This window comes from Streptomyces sp. NPDC052052 (assembly GCF_040680455.1).
Lineage (GTDB): Bacteria > Actinomycetota > Actinomycetes > Streptomycetales > Streptomycetaceae > Streptomyces.
Map to the genome: position 1 here is coordinate 259,840 of NZ_JBFAWU010000006.1, position 15,081 is coordinate 274,920.

Sequence of the window (15,081 nt, forward strand, 5' to 3'; positions counted from 1 at the left end):
GGTAACGGCCCGACTTGGCCGCTATCGGCGACGGGTCGCCGGCGAACCTGCCGGGGCTCGACATCGTCGGGTTCGACCCATGGGTGCCGGAGGGAGTCAATCGATCAAGGGCTCAGTGGAGTTGCAGGGCAAAGGGCCGTTGGGCTACCCGTGCAACCAGGAGTCGTTCGGTCAACTCGCCACGTACAAGCAGGACGTATGCCATGCCTTCCGTCGGCACAGCGGTCCGGTCATCGACCGCGCCGGCACCCTGACCATCGTCCGGGACATGGGCGCGATCCTCAGGGTGCTGGGCGAGGAGAGGGCCAACTACTCGGACCGCGTCCGGTGTTACTGTCGCACCATGTCCAAGACCGAGATCGACGCATTGACCGCTGAGCTCTTCGACGCTTTCGACAACCGAGGCGGCAAGGCTGCCGATGTGGCCCGGATCTGCCGGCTGGTTCTTCCGAGCGGTGTGATCGTCAAGACCCGTCCGGATTTCACGGTCTACACCGTGGACGAGTTCATCGAGCCTCGTCAGCGGCTGCTGACCGACGGTCGGCTGGTCGAGTTCTCCGAGTGGGAGGTCTCCGAACGGACCGAGATCGCGGGCGAGATCGCGTCGCGGTTCTGCGAGTACCGCAAGTCCGGGATCTTGGACGGTGAGCCGTTCGAGGGTGGCGGGGCCAAGGCCATCCAGTTCGTCCACACGTCAGACGGCTGGCGGATCGCCGCATTCTCCTGGTACGACCAGCCCTGAACCTTGTCGAGCACGGGCTGGACCGTCTCACCGCCACCTGCGCCACACGCCAGGTCGGCGCGTTGGGATGGGATGAGGCCACTCATGCTGCGAGGCTCTCGGCGCGTTCGACGAGGTGCCCGCGTTCGAAGAGGGCTCCGGCGCGGACGAGGGCGACGAGGTGGGGTGCATCCACGGGCCGCCAACGGTCCTGGGCGGACTCGACCAGCTTGGAAGACCCTCGCCAGGGCGGCGGCGCGGTGGCCGGCGCCCTTGGTGACCTTCGTCCGACGAGGGTGGCGACGAGGAGGATCCCGTGGTCACTTCAGGACGACACACCCACGTTGGCCGAGGTCGGCGAGGACCTGTGGGGCGGGGGCGAGGTCGTTCCAGCGCAGGTCCAGCTTCTCGAGTGAGGGCATACGGACAAGCCATCCGGGCAGCTTCGTGAGGTGGTTGGACCGTAGATCGAGGTGCCGAAGACGGGGGAGCTCGACCAGGGACTCGGGGATCTCGGTGAGCGCGTTCTCTCGGAGGTCCAGGTGGCGCAGTTGTGTCAGCTCGGCGGCGGAGTCCGGTAGATGCCCAAGGGCGTTTCCGCGGAGCCACAGCTCTCGCAACAGGGACAGGTGTCCGAGAGTGTCGGGGAGCCGGGTCAAGTGGTTGTGCTGGGCTCGTAGTTCGATGAGGCTGTGCATGTCGCCGATGGTCTGCGGGAGTTCGGTGAGGTTGTTCTCGCTGACGTTGAGGTAGCGCAACCGATGCAGTCGTCCCAGCGACTCGGGGAGTTCTGTCAGCTGGTTGTCGTGCAGATAGAGGAAGTCGGTGAGTGCCGGCAACTCACCCACTTCGTCGGGCACGGTAGTGAGTGTGTTGTGTCCCAGGTCCAGTGTGTGCAGCTGGTGCAGAGATCCGACCCTGGGGGAGATCGTCGTCAGCCCGTTTTCCGCCAGGATCAGAATCTCCAGGTCGGTCCGCAGCCAGACCGGTTCCGGCACGTCTCCGAGACCGTGCCGCCATAGATTCAATGCCTCTACCATGTTATTGGCACCAACTTCGTTTTCGATGTTGCTTGTTCCGGGTGGACCTGTCCTACGACGCCGATCTCGACGACCCCGCGTTGCCCCAGGTCGTGGTCGGCCTGGAGCCGGTGTGTTCAGTCCTGTGGGGCCGAGCCGGCCGAGGAAGATCTGGGAGCGTCGGCGTGCTCGGCCCGGACCGGGCGTGTGGCACTGCGAGGGGTGACCTTCTGGCAGCGGGCCGAGTCACACATCCCGACCAGTGCGCGGTCTGCCTGCTGGCGAGTGCCGGCCGGCATGGGCAGAGTGCTCGGGACGTCGTCGGTGAACCAGCAGTAGTTCGCCGTAGGCCCTACTGAGGTGGCTGGAAGCCGCCCATCTTCTGCTCGAGTAGTTCGGCCAGCCGTAGCGGGGTGCGGTCCTCGAACGTCGGTCCGATGAGCTGCACCCCCACCGGCAGGCCGTCGGGCGACCGGCCCGCTGGTATGGCGGTGGCGGGCAGGCCGGGCATGGTGGCCAGACCGGCCCAGATCAGCTGGTCGAAGTACGGATACTCGACGCCGTCGATGTCGATCCGACGTTTCATCAGGTCGGGGCTGTGGTCGTGCGGGAACGCGGGAGTGGGCGTGATGGGACACACCACGGCGTCGAACTCGGCGAAGAACTGCCGCCAGCCATGGCGGTGGAGTTCGCGCAAGCCGTTCGCCTCGATCCAGTCGCGGTGGCTGAGCACCATGCCGCGCAGCCGCGCCGCATCGAGACCCCGGTCGTCTGCGCTCAGTCCGGCGGCGCGGGCCTGCAGCTGCTCGTACGCTTCGACGGGGAAACGTGCCACGGAGCCCGAGAACAGGAGCTTCGTGTAGAGCACCGCGGCTTCGGCCAGATCGGGCAGCAGCGGACTGTCCCGCTCGACGCGAGCACCGGCGTCGACAAGCGCGTCGGCCACCCGGCCCACGCCCGCCCGCACAGCGGACCCGGTCGGAAGGAGCGGATGCTCGTCGAGGGCCAGGACCCGGAAGTCGCACAGCCGCTCATGACGCGCGGGCGGCGGCGCCACGTCGTGCGCCACACCGAGCGTCAGCGGGTCCGGTCCGGCCATGACGTCGAGCAGGAGCATGAGGTCGCGAGCGGTCCGGGCCATCGGACCGACGACGGCGAGGTCGTACTCGACCGGCAGGGCCGGTCCGGGCGGCGGGACCATGCCTCGGCTCGCCACCAGCCCGAGTGTCGGCTTGTGCGCGTAGATGCCGCAGAAATGCGCGGGGGTGCGCAACGAACCGGCGAGGTCGGAGCCGATGGACAGCGCGCCGAATCCGGACGCCAGGGCCGCCGCCGAGCCGCCGGAGGATCCGCCCGACGTACGACGGTGGTTCCATGGGTTGTTGGTGGTGCCGTAGATCTCGTTGAAGGTCTGAATGTCCTGCAGCCCCACGGGCACGTTGGTCTTGCCGAGCACCACCGCGCCCGCGGCCTTGAGCCGCGACACCTGCACCGCGTCCTCGGTAGGCATGTAGGTCCGGTGCAGCGGCAGGCCCCAGGTCGTGGGCAACCCGGCTATGTCGTAGGACTCTTTGACCGTCACCGGAATGCCGAGCAGCGGCCGGTCCTCACCGCGGGCGCGCGCCTGGTCGGCAGTGCGCGCGGCGGCCCGTGCACGGTCGAAGTCCGGCACGCAGATCGCGTTGATCGCATCGTCGTCCCGCTCAATACGGGCGATCGCCTCGTCGGTCAGTTCCGCCGAGGTCACTTCACCAGCACGTAAGGCAGCCGAGAGTTCTCCGGCCGTGGCCAATTTCCACTCCATGGATCCGACCGTACCGGTCTCTCGAACAGGTCATGAAATGCCGATTCGCGCAACGGGTCGGTTGCTTCCGTACGGGACCGCCCCTTGCCGGATGGAGACTCTGATGTGATGTTTCACCCAGCCTGTTGACCTGGTGCGGCACCCCGCCATCGCCTCATACTTCCGAACCTGGCGAACCGACAGGTGAAGGAGCATGGTGAGCGCAGCAGCGGCAGCAGGGACCTGGAAGCTGGGTGACCTGGAGGTGAACCGCGTCGGCTACGGCGCGATGCGGCTGACCGGCAACGGCATGATGGGGAATTCCGACGGTACGCCCATCGACCGCGTTGTCGCCGTCGGACTGCTGCACAGCGCGTTGGAGCAGGGCGTCAACCACATCGACACGGCGGCCTTCTACTTCTCACCCCGGCGCTCCGCGAATGAGCTCATCAACCGGGCCCTCGCGTCCTGGCGCGACGACGTGGTCGTGGCGACCAAGGTCGGACCGGGGCGTGACCCCTCCGGGGAGTGGCTCACCATGGCCCGCCCCGACCAACTGCGCGGCCAGGTCGAGGAGAACCTGCGTCAGCTCGGCCGGGACCACCTGGACGTGGTGAACCTGCGGAGCGACGGCATGGAATCGGTCGCCGAGCACTTCGGCGCCCTCGCCGAGCTGCGCGCGGCAGGTCTGATCCGGCACCTCGGGCTCTCCAACGTCGGGCCGCAGCACGTCGCCGAGGCCCGGGCGATCGCGCCCGTCGTCTGCGTGCAGAACTCCTATGGCCTGGACTGGCGCCACGCCGACGAGACCGGGCTGGTGGACCTGTGCCGGGAGGAGGGCATCGCCTTCGTCCCGTTCTTCGCCATCGCGAGCCTGCGGCGCGAGGCGGCCGCCGCCCAGGAGCAGGACGCGCGCGTCCACACGGTCGCCCTCGCCCACGACGCGACGCCCGCCCAGATTCGCCTGGCCTGGACCCTGCACCAGGGACCCCACGTGCTGGCCATCCCCGGCACCGCCAACCCGGCCCACCTCGCCGAGAACATCGCCGCCGGCACCCTTCGTCTGACCGAGCAAGAACTGGCCCTGCTCGACGGGCCGGGCGAGGCCGACGTCTGAGGGAGCACCACGCGAACCGGCCCGACCCCCGAGGGGGCCGGGCCGGTTCGCGTGGTGATCTACGCCGGTCCGGCGGCCGACTTCGATGCGAGGTAGCGGGCCGGGAACTCCCCGCCGCCGTGCACGGCGAGGTCCGCTCCGTTGACGTATCCGGCCAGACCGCTCGCGAGGAACAGGCAGCCGCGCGCGACGTCCGCGGGGACGGCCATCCGTTCCATCGGGATGACGCGGGCCACCGACTCGCCGCCGTCCGTGCCGTAGACGGCTGCCGCGCTCTCGGTGCGGATCAGCCCGGTGGTGATGTGGTTGACCCGCACCTCGGGTGCCCACTCCAGAGCGAGCGCCTTGGTGAGGGCCAGCAGCCCGGCCTTGGCGGCGGTGTAGGCGGCGGTACCGGGTTGCGGGTCGTGGGCGGAGACGCTGCCGATGTTGATGATCGAGCCGCCGCCCTGCTGGGTCCGCATGACGCGATGGGCTGCCTGCGCCACGTAGAACGGCGCCAGCAGGTTGAGCGCCACGATCTTCTCCACGAAACGCGGCGAGACGGTGGCCGCGTCCGCGTCCGGGGAGCCGCCCGCGTTGTTGACGAGCACGTCGAGGCGGCCGAAGCGTTCCACCGTCGCGTCGACGAGCCCGGCCGCCGCCGCGGGATCGCGTACGTCGGCGGGGACGAAGACCGCTTCGCGACCGCGCGCCGCCGGTGTGGTGTCCGGCGCGTTGCGGCCGCAGACGACGACGTCGGCCCCGGCATCGAGGAACGCCTCGGCGATCGCGGCACCGATGCCCTTGGTGCCGCCGGTGACGAGCACCACGCGTCCGCCGAAGTCCAACGCGTTGCCGATGTCCATGGTTTCCGGCCTCTCTGCTGGGTGGGCCCAGCCGGTGGTCAGTGTGCGATCAGGCCGAGTTCGGCGGCGAGCCGCGCCCGGTGCAGAGCGGCCGAACCGAACAGTTCGCCGGCTCCGTGCGCCCGCTTGAAGTAGCGGTGCGCGTCGTGCTCCCAGGTGATGCCGATGCCGCCGTGCAGTTGGATCATGTCGCCGGCCACCGCCGAGAACGCCTCGGAGCAGACCGACTTCGCGACCGCGGCGGCCCGCGGCAGCGCGGCCGGGTCCTCGTCGGCGGCGAACGCCGCGCCGAGCGCTGCCGAGCGTGCGGACTCCACCAGCACATAGGCGTCCGCGAGCCGGTGCTTGACCGCCTGGAACGAGCCGATGGGGCGGCCGAACTGGACGCGGTCCATGGCGTAGGCGACGGTGAGATCGAGGCAGCGTCCGGCCGCACCCACCTGCTCCGCCGCGAGTGCCGCGCAGGCCAGGTCCCGTACGTGTGCCAGGACCCGCGCGCCGTCGCCGTCCACGCCGATCAGACGCCCCTCGGCGCCGTTGAGTATCCAGCGCGCCTGGCTCCGGGTGCTGTCCATGGTGACGACGGGCTCGCGGTGCGCTCCGGCGGCGTCCGGCGCCACCTCGAAGAGCGAGATCCCGGCCGCCGTGCGGGCCGCGACGAGCAGCACGTCGATCTGGGGCCAGTCCAGCACATGCTCCTTGGTCCCGGTGACGAGCCAGGTCCCGCCGGGGCCGGGCACGGCCTCGGCATGTACCGATTCCGGGTCCCATGACCCCTCTTCGGCCCAGGCCAGGGTGCCCACCGAGCTGCCTTCGGCGAGGCCCGGCAGCAGGCGCCCGCAGGCCTCCTTGTCGCCGGAGGCGAGCAGCGCCCCGGCCGTGAGTACCGCGGAGCCGAGGAACGGCAGCGGACTCAGGCTCCGGCCGAGTTCCTCCATCAGCACGTGCACGTCCCGCGCACCGCCGCCCGCGCCGCCGTACTCCTCGGGCACGGCCAGCCCGGCAACTCCGATCTGTTCCGCCAACGGCCCCCAGGCCGCGGCTCCTTCGTGCCGGGTCAGCAGCGACCGTACGGCCGACCGCAGCTCTTCCTGTTCCTCAGTCAGCCGCATCGGACTGCTCCCCTCGGTGTGGCGCTCAGCATCGTGCGCGTCAGGCGGCCAGGACCCGTGCCCGGCAGGCGGCCGGGGTGCCCCATGCGTCGCGCAGCGGGCGTGCCTTGCGGATCCACAGGGACAGGTCGAGTTCGTCGGTGTAGCCGATGGCCCCGTGCAGTTGCAGGGCCGTGCGCGCGGCGAGGTGGGCGGCCTCGCCCGCCGTGACCTTGGCCGCGGCGATGTCCCGGCCCGCGTCCTCGTCGTCGGCGGCGAGCGCGAGCGCGGCGCCGTGCACCAGCGGCTCGGCGAACTCCAGGGCGACGAGAGTGTCGGCGAGCCGGTGCTTGACGGCCTGGAAGGAGCCGATGGCCACGCCGAACTGGGTGCGCTGCTTGACGTACTCGACGGTACGGGCGAGCAGCGCGCGGCCGACCCCGAGGGCCTGGGCCGCGGTGGCGAGCGCCGCCACGTCGGCGGCGTACGCGGCGGCGGCGGCCACGGACGGGCCCTGGGCCAGGACCGTCCCGGCGGACGGCCGCGACAGGCGCCGTCCCGGGTCGGCCGAGGGCTGCACGGGACCGGGCTCCCCGGCGGCGCGCAGGGTGTCGCCGTCCACGACGAACACCGCGTCCGCCGCGTCCGCGTCCAGGGCGTACGGCCCCAGCGCGGTCAGACAGAGCGAGGCGACGGTCTTGCCGGAGGCGATGCCGGGAAGCCGGGCGGCGGCCTGGTGGTCGTCGCCGAGCCGGTCCAGGAGGGCCGCCGCGGCGACCGTCTCGACCAGCGGGCCGGGCACCGCGTGCCGCCCCAACTCGGTGAACGCGACGGTCAGTTCGAGCGGCATGACACCGAAGCCGCCGTGCTGCTCGGGCACCGCGAGCGCGAACACCCCGGCCTCGGCGAGCCGGGCCCAGACGGCCCGCCCCGGGCCGTGGTCGCCGGCCGACCAGGACCGTACCGCGGCCGGGATGTCGCCGGCGGTGAGCAGGGCGTCGAGCGTGCGGGCGAACTCCCGCTGCTCGGCATCGAGGAGGAAGCGCATCAGCGGCGTCCCTTCGGCAGGCCGAGCAGCCGCTCGGCGATGATGTCGCGCTGGATCTCGTTGGTGCCCGCGTAGATGGGCCCGGCGAGGGAGAAGGTGTGACCCTCGGCCCAGGCGCCGTGGGCGGGCGACTCGGCGGCGTGGTCGGCGAGTTCGCCGTACGGGCCGAGCAGGTCGAGGGCCGTCTCGTGCAGGGCGATGTCGAGCTCGGACCAGTAGATCTTGTTGAGGCTGGAGGCGGCCGGGGCCGCCCCGTCCTCGTCGTGCAGGATGCGGGAGGCGCCCGCGAAGGAGAACAGACGGTAGGCGCGGGCACCGATCACCGCGTCGGCGACGCGGTCGCGCAGTGCCGTGTCGGTGGGATCGTCCTGCTCGCGCCAGAGAGCGGTCAGCCGGTCCGCGGCGGCCGTGAAGCGCCCCGGACTGCGCAGAGTGAGCCCGCGCTCGTTGCCGGTGGTGCTCATCGCGACCCGCCAGCCCTGACCGGGCTCGCCGATGACGTCTTGGTCCGGCACGAACACCTGGTCCAGGAAGAGTTCCGCGAAGGCGGGCTTGCCGTCCAGGCGGCCGATGGGGCGCACGGTGACGCCCTCGGCGTCCAGCGGGAACATCAGATAGGTCAGCCCCTGGTGCGGCTTGGCCGCCCCGGGGTCGCTGCGGAACAGACCGAAGGCCCGGTCGGCGAAGGCGGCCCGGGACGACCAGGTCTTCTGCCCGCTCAGCAGCCAGCCGCCCTCGGTACGCACGGCCGTCGACCTCAGCGAGGCCAGGTCGGACCCGGACTCCGGCTCGGACCAGGCCTGCGCCCAGATGACCTCGCCGCGCGCCATCGAGGGCAGGACGCGGGCCCGCTGCTCGGCGGTGCCGTGCTCGAAGAGAGTGGGGGCGAGCAGGTTGATGCCGTTCTGGCTGACGCGACCGGGGGCCCCGGCGGCGAAGTACTCCTCCTCGAAGATCAGCCAGTACAGGATCGAGCTGCCGCGGCCGCCGTACTCCTCGGGCCAGGACACCACCGACCAGCGGTCGGCGGCCAGTTCGGCCTCCCACTCCCGGTGGGCGGCGAAACCCTCGGCGGTCTCCAGGGAGGGCAGGGGAGTGGCCGGGACATGGCCGGCCAGCCAGTCGCGGACCTCGGCGCGGAACGCCAGGTCGGCCTCGCTGAAGTCGAGGTCCATCAAGAGCCTGCCTTCTTCATCGAGCGGATGTCCATGCCGCCGAGCGAGTCGGACGCGGTCTCGGCGTTGTGCGCGTGGGCGAGGTGGTGCAGGCCGAACACCGAGTCCATGCCGGCGTGCAGGCCCTGCAGGTCCTCGGCCTGGTTGACGGCGCGCTTGGTGAGGGCGAGGCCCAGGCGCGGCATCTCGGCGATCCGCAGCGCCAGTTCCCGGGTGCTGTCGGCCAGTTCCTCCCGGGGCACGACCCGGTTGACCATGCCGATCTCGTACGCGCGCTGGGCGCTCATCCGGTCGCCGGTGTAGAGGAACTCCTTGGCGATGCGCGGCGGCATGACCCATGGATGTGCGAAGTACTCGACCCCGGGGATACCCATCCGGACCACCGGATCGGCGAAGAACGCGTCGTCCGAGGCCACGATCAGATCGCACACCCAGGCGAGCATCAGACCGCCCGCCACACACGCGCCCTGCACCGACGCGATGACCGGCTTGGGCAGTTCCCGCCAGCGGCGGCACATGCCCAGATAGACCTCGGACTCGCGGGCGAAACGGCTCTCCGCGCCCTCCTTGTCCGAGTGGTCCCACCACAGTCCCGCCTTGCGTTCGAACGGCAGGTGGGCGTCCCGCTCCGGGGTGCCGATGTCGTGGCCCGCGGAGAAGTGCTTCCCCGCACCGGCCAGGACGACCGTCTTCACCTCGCTGTCGTCGGCCGCGCGGTAGAACGCCCGGTCCAGGGCGTACGTCATCGCGGAGTTCTGCGCGTTGCGGTAGTCGGGCCGGTTCATGGTGACGGTCGCGACCGGGCCCTGCTTCTCGTAGTGCACCGGTTCGTCGTGGGCAGCTGGCATCGGCCCCTCCTTCCCTAACAAGTGTTTGGTAGATTAACGTACTCCCATGAGCAGCGTCGAGGAGTTCCGCACCGAGATCCGCGGCTGGCTGGCCGCCAATCTCACCGGTGCCTTCGCGGACCTACGGGGCCGCGGCGGACCGGGACGTGAGCATGAGGCCTTCGCCGAACGGCTTGCCTGGGAAAGGCACATGGCAGCCGCCGGATGGACCTGTGTCGGCTGGCCCGTGGAGTACGGCGGCCGGGGCGCCACCATCGAGCAACAGGTCGCCTTCCATGAGGAGTACGCCCTCGCCGACGCGCCCGCCCGGGTCAACCACATCGGCGAACAACTGCTGGGTCCGACCCTGGTGGCCTTCGGCACACCCGAGCAGCGGGCCCGCTTCCTGCCGCCGATCGTCGCGGTCGAGGAACTGTGGTGCCAGGGCTACAGCGAGCCCGACGCAGGATCCGACCTGGCGAACGTCCGCACCAGGGCCGAGCGCGACGGTGACTCCTGGGTGATCAACGGGCAGAAGATCTGGACGTCACTCGCCCACGAGTCGCAGTGGTGCTTCGTGGTGGCCCGCACCGAGCCCGGCTCGTCACGGCACCAGGGCCTGTCCTACCTTCTGGTCCCGCTCGACGGGCCCGGCGTCGAGGTCCGCCCGATCACTCAGCTGACCGGCACCTCCGAGTTCAACGAGGTCTTCTTCGACGGGGCCCGCACCCCTGCCGAGAACATCGTCGGCGCCCCGGGCGACGGCTGGCGCGTGGCCATGGCCACGCTCGGCTTCGAACGTGGCGTCTCCACCCTCGGCCAGCAGGTCGGTTTCCGGCGCGAGCTGGAAACACTGATCGACCTGGCCCGACGCAACGGCGCCGTCGACGATCCGCTGATCCGTGACCGGCTCGCCCGCGCCTGGACGGGGCTGGAGACCATCCGCTGCAACGCCCTGCGCATGCTCGACGGCGTGGCGGCGGGCGCACCCGGACCCGAAGCGTCCATCGGCAAGATCTTCTGGGCCACCTGGCACCGCGAACTGGGCGAACTCGCCATGAGCGTGCTGGGCGCCGGTGGCATGCTCGCCGAAGGGGAGCCGTACGAACTCGATGACTGGCAGAGGCTGTTCCTCTTCTCCCGTTCCGACACCATCTACGCCGGATCCAACGAGATCCAGCGCAACATCATCGCCGAGCGCGTCCTCGGCCTCCCCAAGGAGATCCGCCCGTGACCACCCAGCCGCCCTATGTACCGGGGCACTCCCTCCTGGACGGACGCAGTGCGGTGATCACCGCCGCCGCGGGTGCCGGGATCGGCGGAGCGACCGCGCGCAAATTCCTCGAAGAAGGCGCCCGGGTCGTCATCGGTGACGCCCACGAGCGCCGCCTCAAGGAGAGCGCGGCCGCCCTCGCCGAGGAGTTCGGCGCGGACAACGTCGCCGGTCTGCCCTGCGACGTCACCGACGAACAACAGGTCGAGGCCCTCTTCGCACTCGCGGCCGAGCGCCACGGCGGACTCGACATCGTCGTCAACAACGCCGGTCTCGGCGGTACCGCCGACCTCGTGGACATGAGCGACGACCAGTGGTCCAAGGTCCTCGATGTCACCCTCGGCGGCACCTTCCGCTGCACCCGCGCGGCCCTGCGCCGCCTGAAGGCACAGAACAGCGGCGGCATCGTCGTCAACAACGCCTCGGTCATCGGCTGGCGGGCCCAGCGCGGTCAGGCCCACTACGCCGCCGCGAAGGCCGGCGTCATGGCGCTGACCCGGTGCGCCGCCCTGGAGGCCGCGGACTTCGGCGTACGCGTCAACGCCGTCGCCCCCAGCCTCGCCATGCACCCGCACCTGGTGAAGGTGACCACCCCCGAACTCCTCGCCGAACTCACCGAACGCGAGGCGTTCGGCCGGTACGCCGAGCCGTGGGAGATCGCCAATGTCATCGTCTTCCTGGCCAGCGGCTACTCCTCGTACATGACCGGGGAGACCGTCTCCGTCAGCAGCCAGAGGGCCTGAGCCGATGACCGGACCCGGGAACGGCAGGGCCGGTGACGGCACGGTCCGGGACGCCACCCGGTGAGTTCCTCCACCGAGCGCCGCGGTGAACTGCTGGCCATCGCGGCCGGGGTGTTCGCCGCCCAGGGCTACAACGCCACCACCGTCCGCCGCATCGCGGATGCCGCCGGGCTGCTCGCGGGCAGCCTCTACTACCACTTCGACTCCAAGGAGTCGATGCTGGACGAGATCCTCTCGGCCTTCCTGTCCGAACTCTGGGCGGGGTACGACACCGTCCTCGCCGCCGGGCTCGGACCGCGGGAGACCATCGGGGCGCTCGTCACCGAGTCCTTCCGGCAGATAGACCGCCACGGCCCCGCCGTCGCCATCTATCAGAGGGAGTCCAAGCACCTCTCCGTCCAGCCGCGTTTCACCTACCTCTCCGACTCCCAGGCGAAATTCGAGAACGCCTGGCTGCGCACGCTCGAACGAGGCGTCGCCGAACAGGTCTTCCGTAAGGACCTGGACGTCCGCCTCGTCTACCGATTCGTCCGCGACACCGTCTGGGTGGCCGCCTCCTGGTACCGACCGGGGGGCGCCCACAGCCCGGAGGAGATCGCCCGCCAGTACCTGTCCATGGTCCTGGAAGGCGTCACCACACCGAACCGAACCGCACCGCACCGCCCTCTCACGAAGGAGCAGTCATGGCCGAGGCCTACATAGTCGAAGCAGTCCGCACCCCCGTCGGCCGGCGCAAGGGCGGACTGTCCGCAGTCCACCCCGCCGACCTCGGCGCCCATGTCATCAAGGCGCTGTTCGAGCGCACCGGAGCCGATCCGGCCGCCGTCGACGACGTCGTCTTCGGCTGCCTCGACACCGTCGGCCCGCAGGCCGGGGACATCGCCCGCACCGCCTGGCTCGCCGCCGGTCTGCCCGAGGAGGTGCCCGGCACCACGGTCGACCGTCAGTGCGGCTCGTCCCAGCAGGCCGTCCACTTCGCCGCCCAGGGCGTGCTCTCCGGCACCCAGGACCTGGTCGTCGCGGGCGGCACCCAGAACATGTCGATGATCCCGATCGCCTTCGCCAGCCGCCAGGCCGCCGAACCCCTCGGGCTCACCGACGGCCCGTACGCGGGATCCGTGGGCTGGCGTGCCCGTTACGGCGACGCGCCCGTCAACCAGTTCCACGGCGCCGAACTCATCGCCGAGAAGTGGGGGATCACCCGCGAGGCCATGGAGGAGTTCGCGCTGCGCTCGCACCAGCGGGCCATTCGCGCCATCGACGAGGGCCGTTTCGCGCGCGAGACCGTCGCCTACGGCGACGTGACCACCGACGAGGGACCGCGCCGCGACACGTCGCTGGAGAAGATGGCGGGCCTCAAGCCGGTCGTCGAGGGCGGCAGGCTGACCGCCGGAGTGTCCTCGCAGGTCTCCGACGGCGCCTCCGCGCTGCTCATCGCCTCCGAACGGGCCGTCGCCGAACACGGCCTGACCCCGCGCGCTCGCATCCACCACCTGTCGGTGCGCGGCGAGGACCCGATCCGGATGCTGTCGGCGCCGATCCCGGCGACGGCGTACGCGCTCAAGAAGGCCGGCATGTCCATCGACGACATGGACCTCGTCGAGATCAACGAGGCCTTCGCACCGGTCGTCCTGGCCTGGCTGAAGGAGACCGGCGCCGACCCGGAGAAGGTCAATGTCAACGGCGGAGCCATCGCGCTCGGCCACCCGCTCGGCGCCACCGGCACCAAGCTGATGACGACCCTGCTGCACGAACTGGAGCGCACCGGGGGACGCTACGGCCTCCAGACCATGTGCGAGGGCGGCGGCCAGGCCAACGTCACCATCATCGAACGCCTCTGAGATCCGGGCGACGAAACGAGTACGCCGCGGGGAACAGCCAGGAAGCTGCTCCCCGCGGCGCCGGGTCCGATCGGTCCGCTGCCCGTGACCGGGGCGCGCCCACCCGCGGCCTTCCGGCCCGGAGCGGGACGACGTCCCGGTCGGTCAGCGCACGGACCGGATCGGCACGATGCTCAACGCGCCGAGAACCACCAGGACGATGGCGGCGGCGAACAGCGACCGGTAGCCGCCGATGCCGATGACGCCCGCGGCGACAGCCGGAGCCAGTGCCTGCGGCAGGGCGTTCGCGACATTGAGGACGCCCATGTCCTTCGCGGCGGCGTCGGCGCGCGGCAGGACCTGCGTCATCAGCGCCGTGTCGACCGCCATGTACACCCCGAACGCGAGCCCCGACAGCACCGCGTACGCGAACATCGACGCTTCACTGCGCATCACCAGGGGCAGCACGAGCGACACGGCCATGCCCAGGCTGGCCGCGATCACGAAAGGCTTGCGCCGTCCGACGCGGTCGGACCACGGCCCGGACACCACGATCATCACGATCAGCCCCGGCATCATCGTCAGGCTCAGCAGCGGCACCAGGTCGTTGGCCCGGTCGCGCGTCAGTCCCAGGAAGTCGTCGAGCACGTACAGCTGGTACGAGAAGACGCAGTAGTACCCGAGGACCATCAGGAAGCGGCCGAGGAAGGCCCAGCCGAAGTCGGGATGGCGGCGGGGGCTGACCCAGAATCCGGCGAAGAAGGCCTTCCAGCGGAACGGTTCACCCTGCGGAGCGGCGGCGGCCGGCTCGCGGTTGAGCAGGAGGAAGACCGCGGTGCCGAGGATGACCAGGACGCCGAAGACCGCGAATCCGACTCCGAGGGCGTCCGCGAACGCGGCAGCGACGGCGGTACCGGCGACGGCGCCGACCATCTGGGCCAGGCCGGCGGCGGAGGAGAACAGGCCACGCCGGTTCTCGGGTGCGCGGTCGGGAATGACCGCGGTCAGGGGGGCCTGCAGACCGTTGAGGAAGATCTGCGTCAGGGTCCAGGCGACGCCGATCCACAGCAGGTTGTTCCCGACACCGACCGCGATCAGTGAGAGCCCGCCGAGCAGCGCCCCGCCCGCCATCCAGGGGGCGCGGCGGCCGAAGCGTCCGTGGGTGCGGTCGGAGAGCGCACCGGCGATCGGGTTGGCCAGCATGGCGCCGAACGCGCCGATGGCGCTGATGATGCCCAGGGAGGTGGACTTCGAGCCGGGGGCCACGTCCGCCACCAGGTTGGCCAGGAGGACCGCGGGGACCGCGCCGTACACGGCGTACAGGGCGACGCTGTTGGCCATCAGGCCGGCCAGCAGTCGCCGTTCCCCCGGAGGGCGGGTGCCGTCGGGGAGACCGTCCGGGGAGACGGACGGCGAGGAGCCGGGTTCGGCGGGTGCAGTAGTCATGACGACCTCGTTGTCGTGCGGGGAGGATGAGGTGCACTGAGCGGAACGCTGAACAGCGGGTTTCGGTGGAGCGGTGTACGGGTGCCGTACGGGTCATGCCGTCACCGGTGAGGCGGCGGTGGTGTGGCTGGTTGCCGGCGCGCACCCCTTGGCGTGGCCCCGGCGCCCGT

The 15,081-nt window shown here is 70.7% G+C and carries 14 protein-coding genes and 1 pseudogene; 6 read left to right on the forward strand and 9 right to left on the reverse strand.

Translation table 11 applies throughout. The features are described from left to right. Window positions 1-115: 115 nt before the first annotated feature. Complete coding sequence (locus tag AB0L71_RS09920; RefSeq protein WP_365240271.1) at window positions 116-742, forward strand: DUF4440 domain-containing protein; 627 nt, start codon at window positions 116-118, stop codon at window positions 740-742. A gap of 82 nt (window positions 743-824) precedes the next feature. On the opposite strand, the pseudogene AB0L71_RS09925 reads toward AB0L71_RS09920, so the two are convergent. From AB0L71_RS09925 to AB0L71_RS09935, 3 genes and pseudogenes are all read right to left on the reverse strand, one after another. Next, window positions 825-1,011 (reverse strand): annotated as a pseudogene (locus AB0L71_RS09925) (IS256 family transposase); the annotation flags it as partial. A gap of 30 nt (window positions 1,012-1,041) precedes the next feature. After that, window positions 1,042-1,761 carry a leucine-rich repeat domain-containing protein gene (locus AB0L71_RS09930; RefSeq protein WP_365240273.1) on the reverse strand — a complete coding sequence of 240 codons (720 nt, stop codon included), beginning with the start codon at window positions 1,759-1,761 and terminating at the stop codon, window positions 1,042-1,044. Window positions 1,762-2,092: 331 nt separating this feature from the next. After that, the gene (locus tag AB0L71_RS09935; RefSeq protein ID WP_365240275.1) at window positions 2,093-3,544 is read right to left on the reverse strand and encodes an amidase; all 1,452 of its coding nucleotides are present in this window, start codon (window positions 3,542-3,544) and stop codon (window positions 2,093-2,095) included. Between the two features lie 193 nt (window positions 3,545-3,737). On the opposite strand from AB0L71_RS09935, the gene AB0L71_RS09940 reads away from it, so the two are divergent. Further along, the gene (locus AB0L71_RS09940; RefSeq protein WP_365240277.1) at window positions 3,738-4,640 is read left to right on the forward strand and encodes an aldo/keto reductase; all 903 of its coding nucleotides are present in this window, start codon (window positions 3,738-3,740) and stop codon (window positions 4,638-4,640) included. A 59-nt stretch (window positions 4,641-4,699) separates the two neighbouring features. Here the strand turns inward: AB0L71_RS09940 and AB0L71_RS09945 are convergent, their stop codons facing one another. The 5 genes from AB0L71_RS09945 to AB0L71_RS09965 are packed head-to-tail and all read right to left on the reverse strand — an operon-like array spanning window position 4,700 to window position 9,650. Next, window positions 4,700-5,488 (reverse strand): SDR family oxidoreductase, encoded by a 789-nt coding sequence (locus AB0L71_RS09945; RefSeq protein WP_365240279.1) that lies wholly within the window; start codon window positions 5,486-5,488, stop codon window positions 4,700-4,702. Between the two features lie 38 nt (window positions 5,489-5,526). Continuing rightward, window positions 5,527-6,600 carry an acyl-CoA dehydrogenase family protein gene (locus AB0L71_RS09950; protein ID WP_365240282.1) on the reverse strand — a complete coding sequence of 358 codons (1,074 nt, stop codon included), beginning with the start codon at window positions 6,598-6,600 and terminating at the stop codon, window positions 5,527-5,529. A 40-nt stretch (window positions 6,601-6,640) separates the two neighbouring features. Next, window positions 6,641-7,627: an acyl-CoA dehydrogenase family protein gene (locus AB0L71_RS09955; protein WP_365240284.1), complete on the reverse strand. Its 987-nt coding sequence runs from the start codon at window positions 7,625-7,627 to the stop codon at window positions 6,641-6,643. Then, the gene (locus AB0L71_RS09960; protein WP_365240287.1) at window positions 7,627-8,802 is read right to left on the reverse strand and encodes an acyl-CoA dehydrogenase family protein; all 1,176 of its coding nucleotides are present in this window, start codon (window positions 8,800-8,802) and stop codon (window positions 7,627-7,629) included. The genes AB0L71_RS09955 and AB0L71_RS09960 overlap by 1 nt, the downstream gene beginning before the upstream one ends. Next, window positions 8,802-9,650, reverse strand: a complete 849-nt coding sequence (locus AB0L71_RS09965; protein WP_365240289.1) for an enoyl-CoA hydratase — start codon at window positions 9,648-9,650, stop codon at window positions 8,802-8,804. Before AB0L71_RS09965 ends, AB0L71_RS09960 begins: the two co-directional genes overlap by 1 nt. A gap of 46 nt (window positions 9,651-9,696) precedes the next feature. Here AB0L71_RS09965 and AB0L71_RS09970 point away from each other — a divergent pair, with 46 nt between their 5' ends. From AB0L71_RS09970 to AB0L71_RS09985, 4 genes are read left to right on the forward strand one after another with little or no spacing between them, the layout of a single operon-like run. After that, window positions 9,697-10,863: an acyl-CoA dehydrogenase family protein gene (locus tag AB0L71_RS09970; RefSeq protein WP_365240291.1), complete on the forward strand. Its 1,167-nt coding sequence runs from the start codon at window positions 9,697-9,699 to the stop codon at window positions 10,861-10,863. Beyond that, complete coding sequence (locus AB0L71_RS09975; RefSeq protein WP_365240293.1) at window positions 10,860-11,645, forward strand: SDR family oxidoreductase; 786 nt, start codon at window positions 10,860-10,862, stop codon at window positions 11,643-11,645. Before AB0L71_RS09970 ends, AB0L71_RS09975 begins: the two co-directional genes overlap by 4 nt. A gap of 60 nt (window positions 11,646-11,705) precedes the next feature. Then, complete coding sequence (locus tag AB0L71_RS09980; RefSeq protein ID WP_365240295.1) at window positions 11,706-12,347, forward strand: TetR/AcrR family transcriptional regulator; 642 nt, start codon at window positions 11,706-11,708, stop codon at window positions 12,345-12,347. After that, window positions 12,329-13,486, forward strand: a complete 1,158-nt coding sequence (locus AB0L71_RS09985) for an acetyl-CoA C-acetyltransferase (protein ID WP_365240297.1) — start codon at window positions 12,329-12,331, stop codon at window positions 13,484-13,486. The genes AB0L71_RS09980 and AB0L71_RS09985 overlap by 19 nt, the downstream gene beginning before the upstream one ends. Window positions 13,487-13,630: 144 nt before the next feature. On the opposite strand, the gene AB0L71_RS09990 is transcribed toward AB0L71_RS09985, so the two are convergent. After that, window positions 13,631-14,911, reverse strand: coding sequence for an MFS transporter (locus AB0L71_RS09990; protein WP_365240299.1), 1,281 nt, complete (start codon window positions 14,909-14,911; stop codon window positions 13,631-13,633). Window positions 14,912-15,081: the final 170 nt, after the last annotated feature.

Coding starts and splice junctions, on each gene's coding strand:
- AB0L71_RS09935 (WP_365240275.1), bottom strand. CDS start 3,544: ATGGAGTGGAAATTGGCCACGGCCGGAGAACTCTCGGCTGCCTTACGT.
- AB0L71_RS09955 (WP_365240284.1), bottom strand. CDS start 7,627: ATGCGCTTCCTCCTCGATGCCGAGCAGCGGGAGTTCGCCCGCACGCTC.
- AB0L71_RS09965 (WP_365240289.1), bottom strand. CDS start 9,650: ATGCCAGCTGCCCACGACGAACCGGTGCACTACGAGAAGCAGGGCCCG.
- AB0L71_RS09970 (WP_365240291.1), top strand. CDS start 9,697: ATGAGCAGCGTCGAGGAGTTCCGCACCGAGATCCGCGGCTGGCTGGCC.
- AB0L71_RS09940 (WP_365240277.1), top strand. CDS start 3,738: ATGGTGAGCGCAGCAGCGGCAGCAGGGACCTGGAAGCTGGGTGACCTG.
- AB0L71_RS09945 (WP_365240279.1), bottom strand. CDS start 5,488: ATGGACATCGGCAACGCGTTGGACTTCGGCGGACGCGTGGTGCTCGTC.
- AB0L71_RS09990 (WP_365240299.1), bottom strand. CDS start 14,911: ATGACTACTGCACCCGCCGAACCCGGCTCCTCGCCGTCCGTCTCCCCG.
- AB0L71_RS09930 (WP_365240273.1), bottom strand. CDS start 1,761: ATGGTAGAGGCATTGAATCTATGGCGGCACGGTCTCGGAGACGTGCCG.
- AB0L71_RS09960 (WP_365240287.1), bottom strand. CDS start 8,802: ATGGACCTCGACTTCAGCGAGGCCGACCTGGCGTTCCGCGCCGAGGTC.
- AB0L71_RS09950 (WP_365240282.1), bottom strand. CDS start 6,600: ATGCGGCTGACTGAGGAACAGGAAGAGCTGCGGTCGGCCGTACGGTCG.
- AB0L71_RS09985 (WP_365240297.1), top strand. CDS start 12,329: ATGGCCGAGGCCTACATAGTCGAAGCAGTCCGCACCCCCGTCGGCCGG.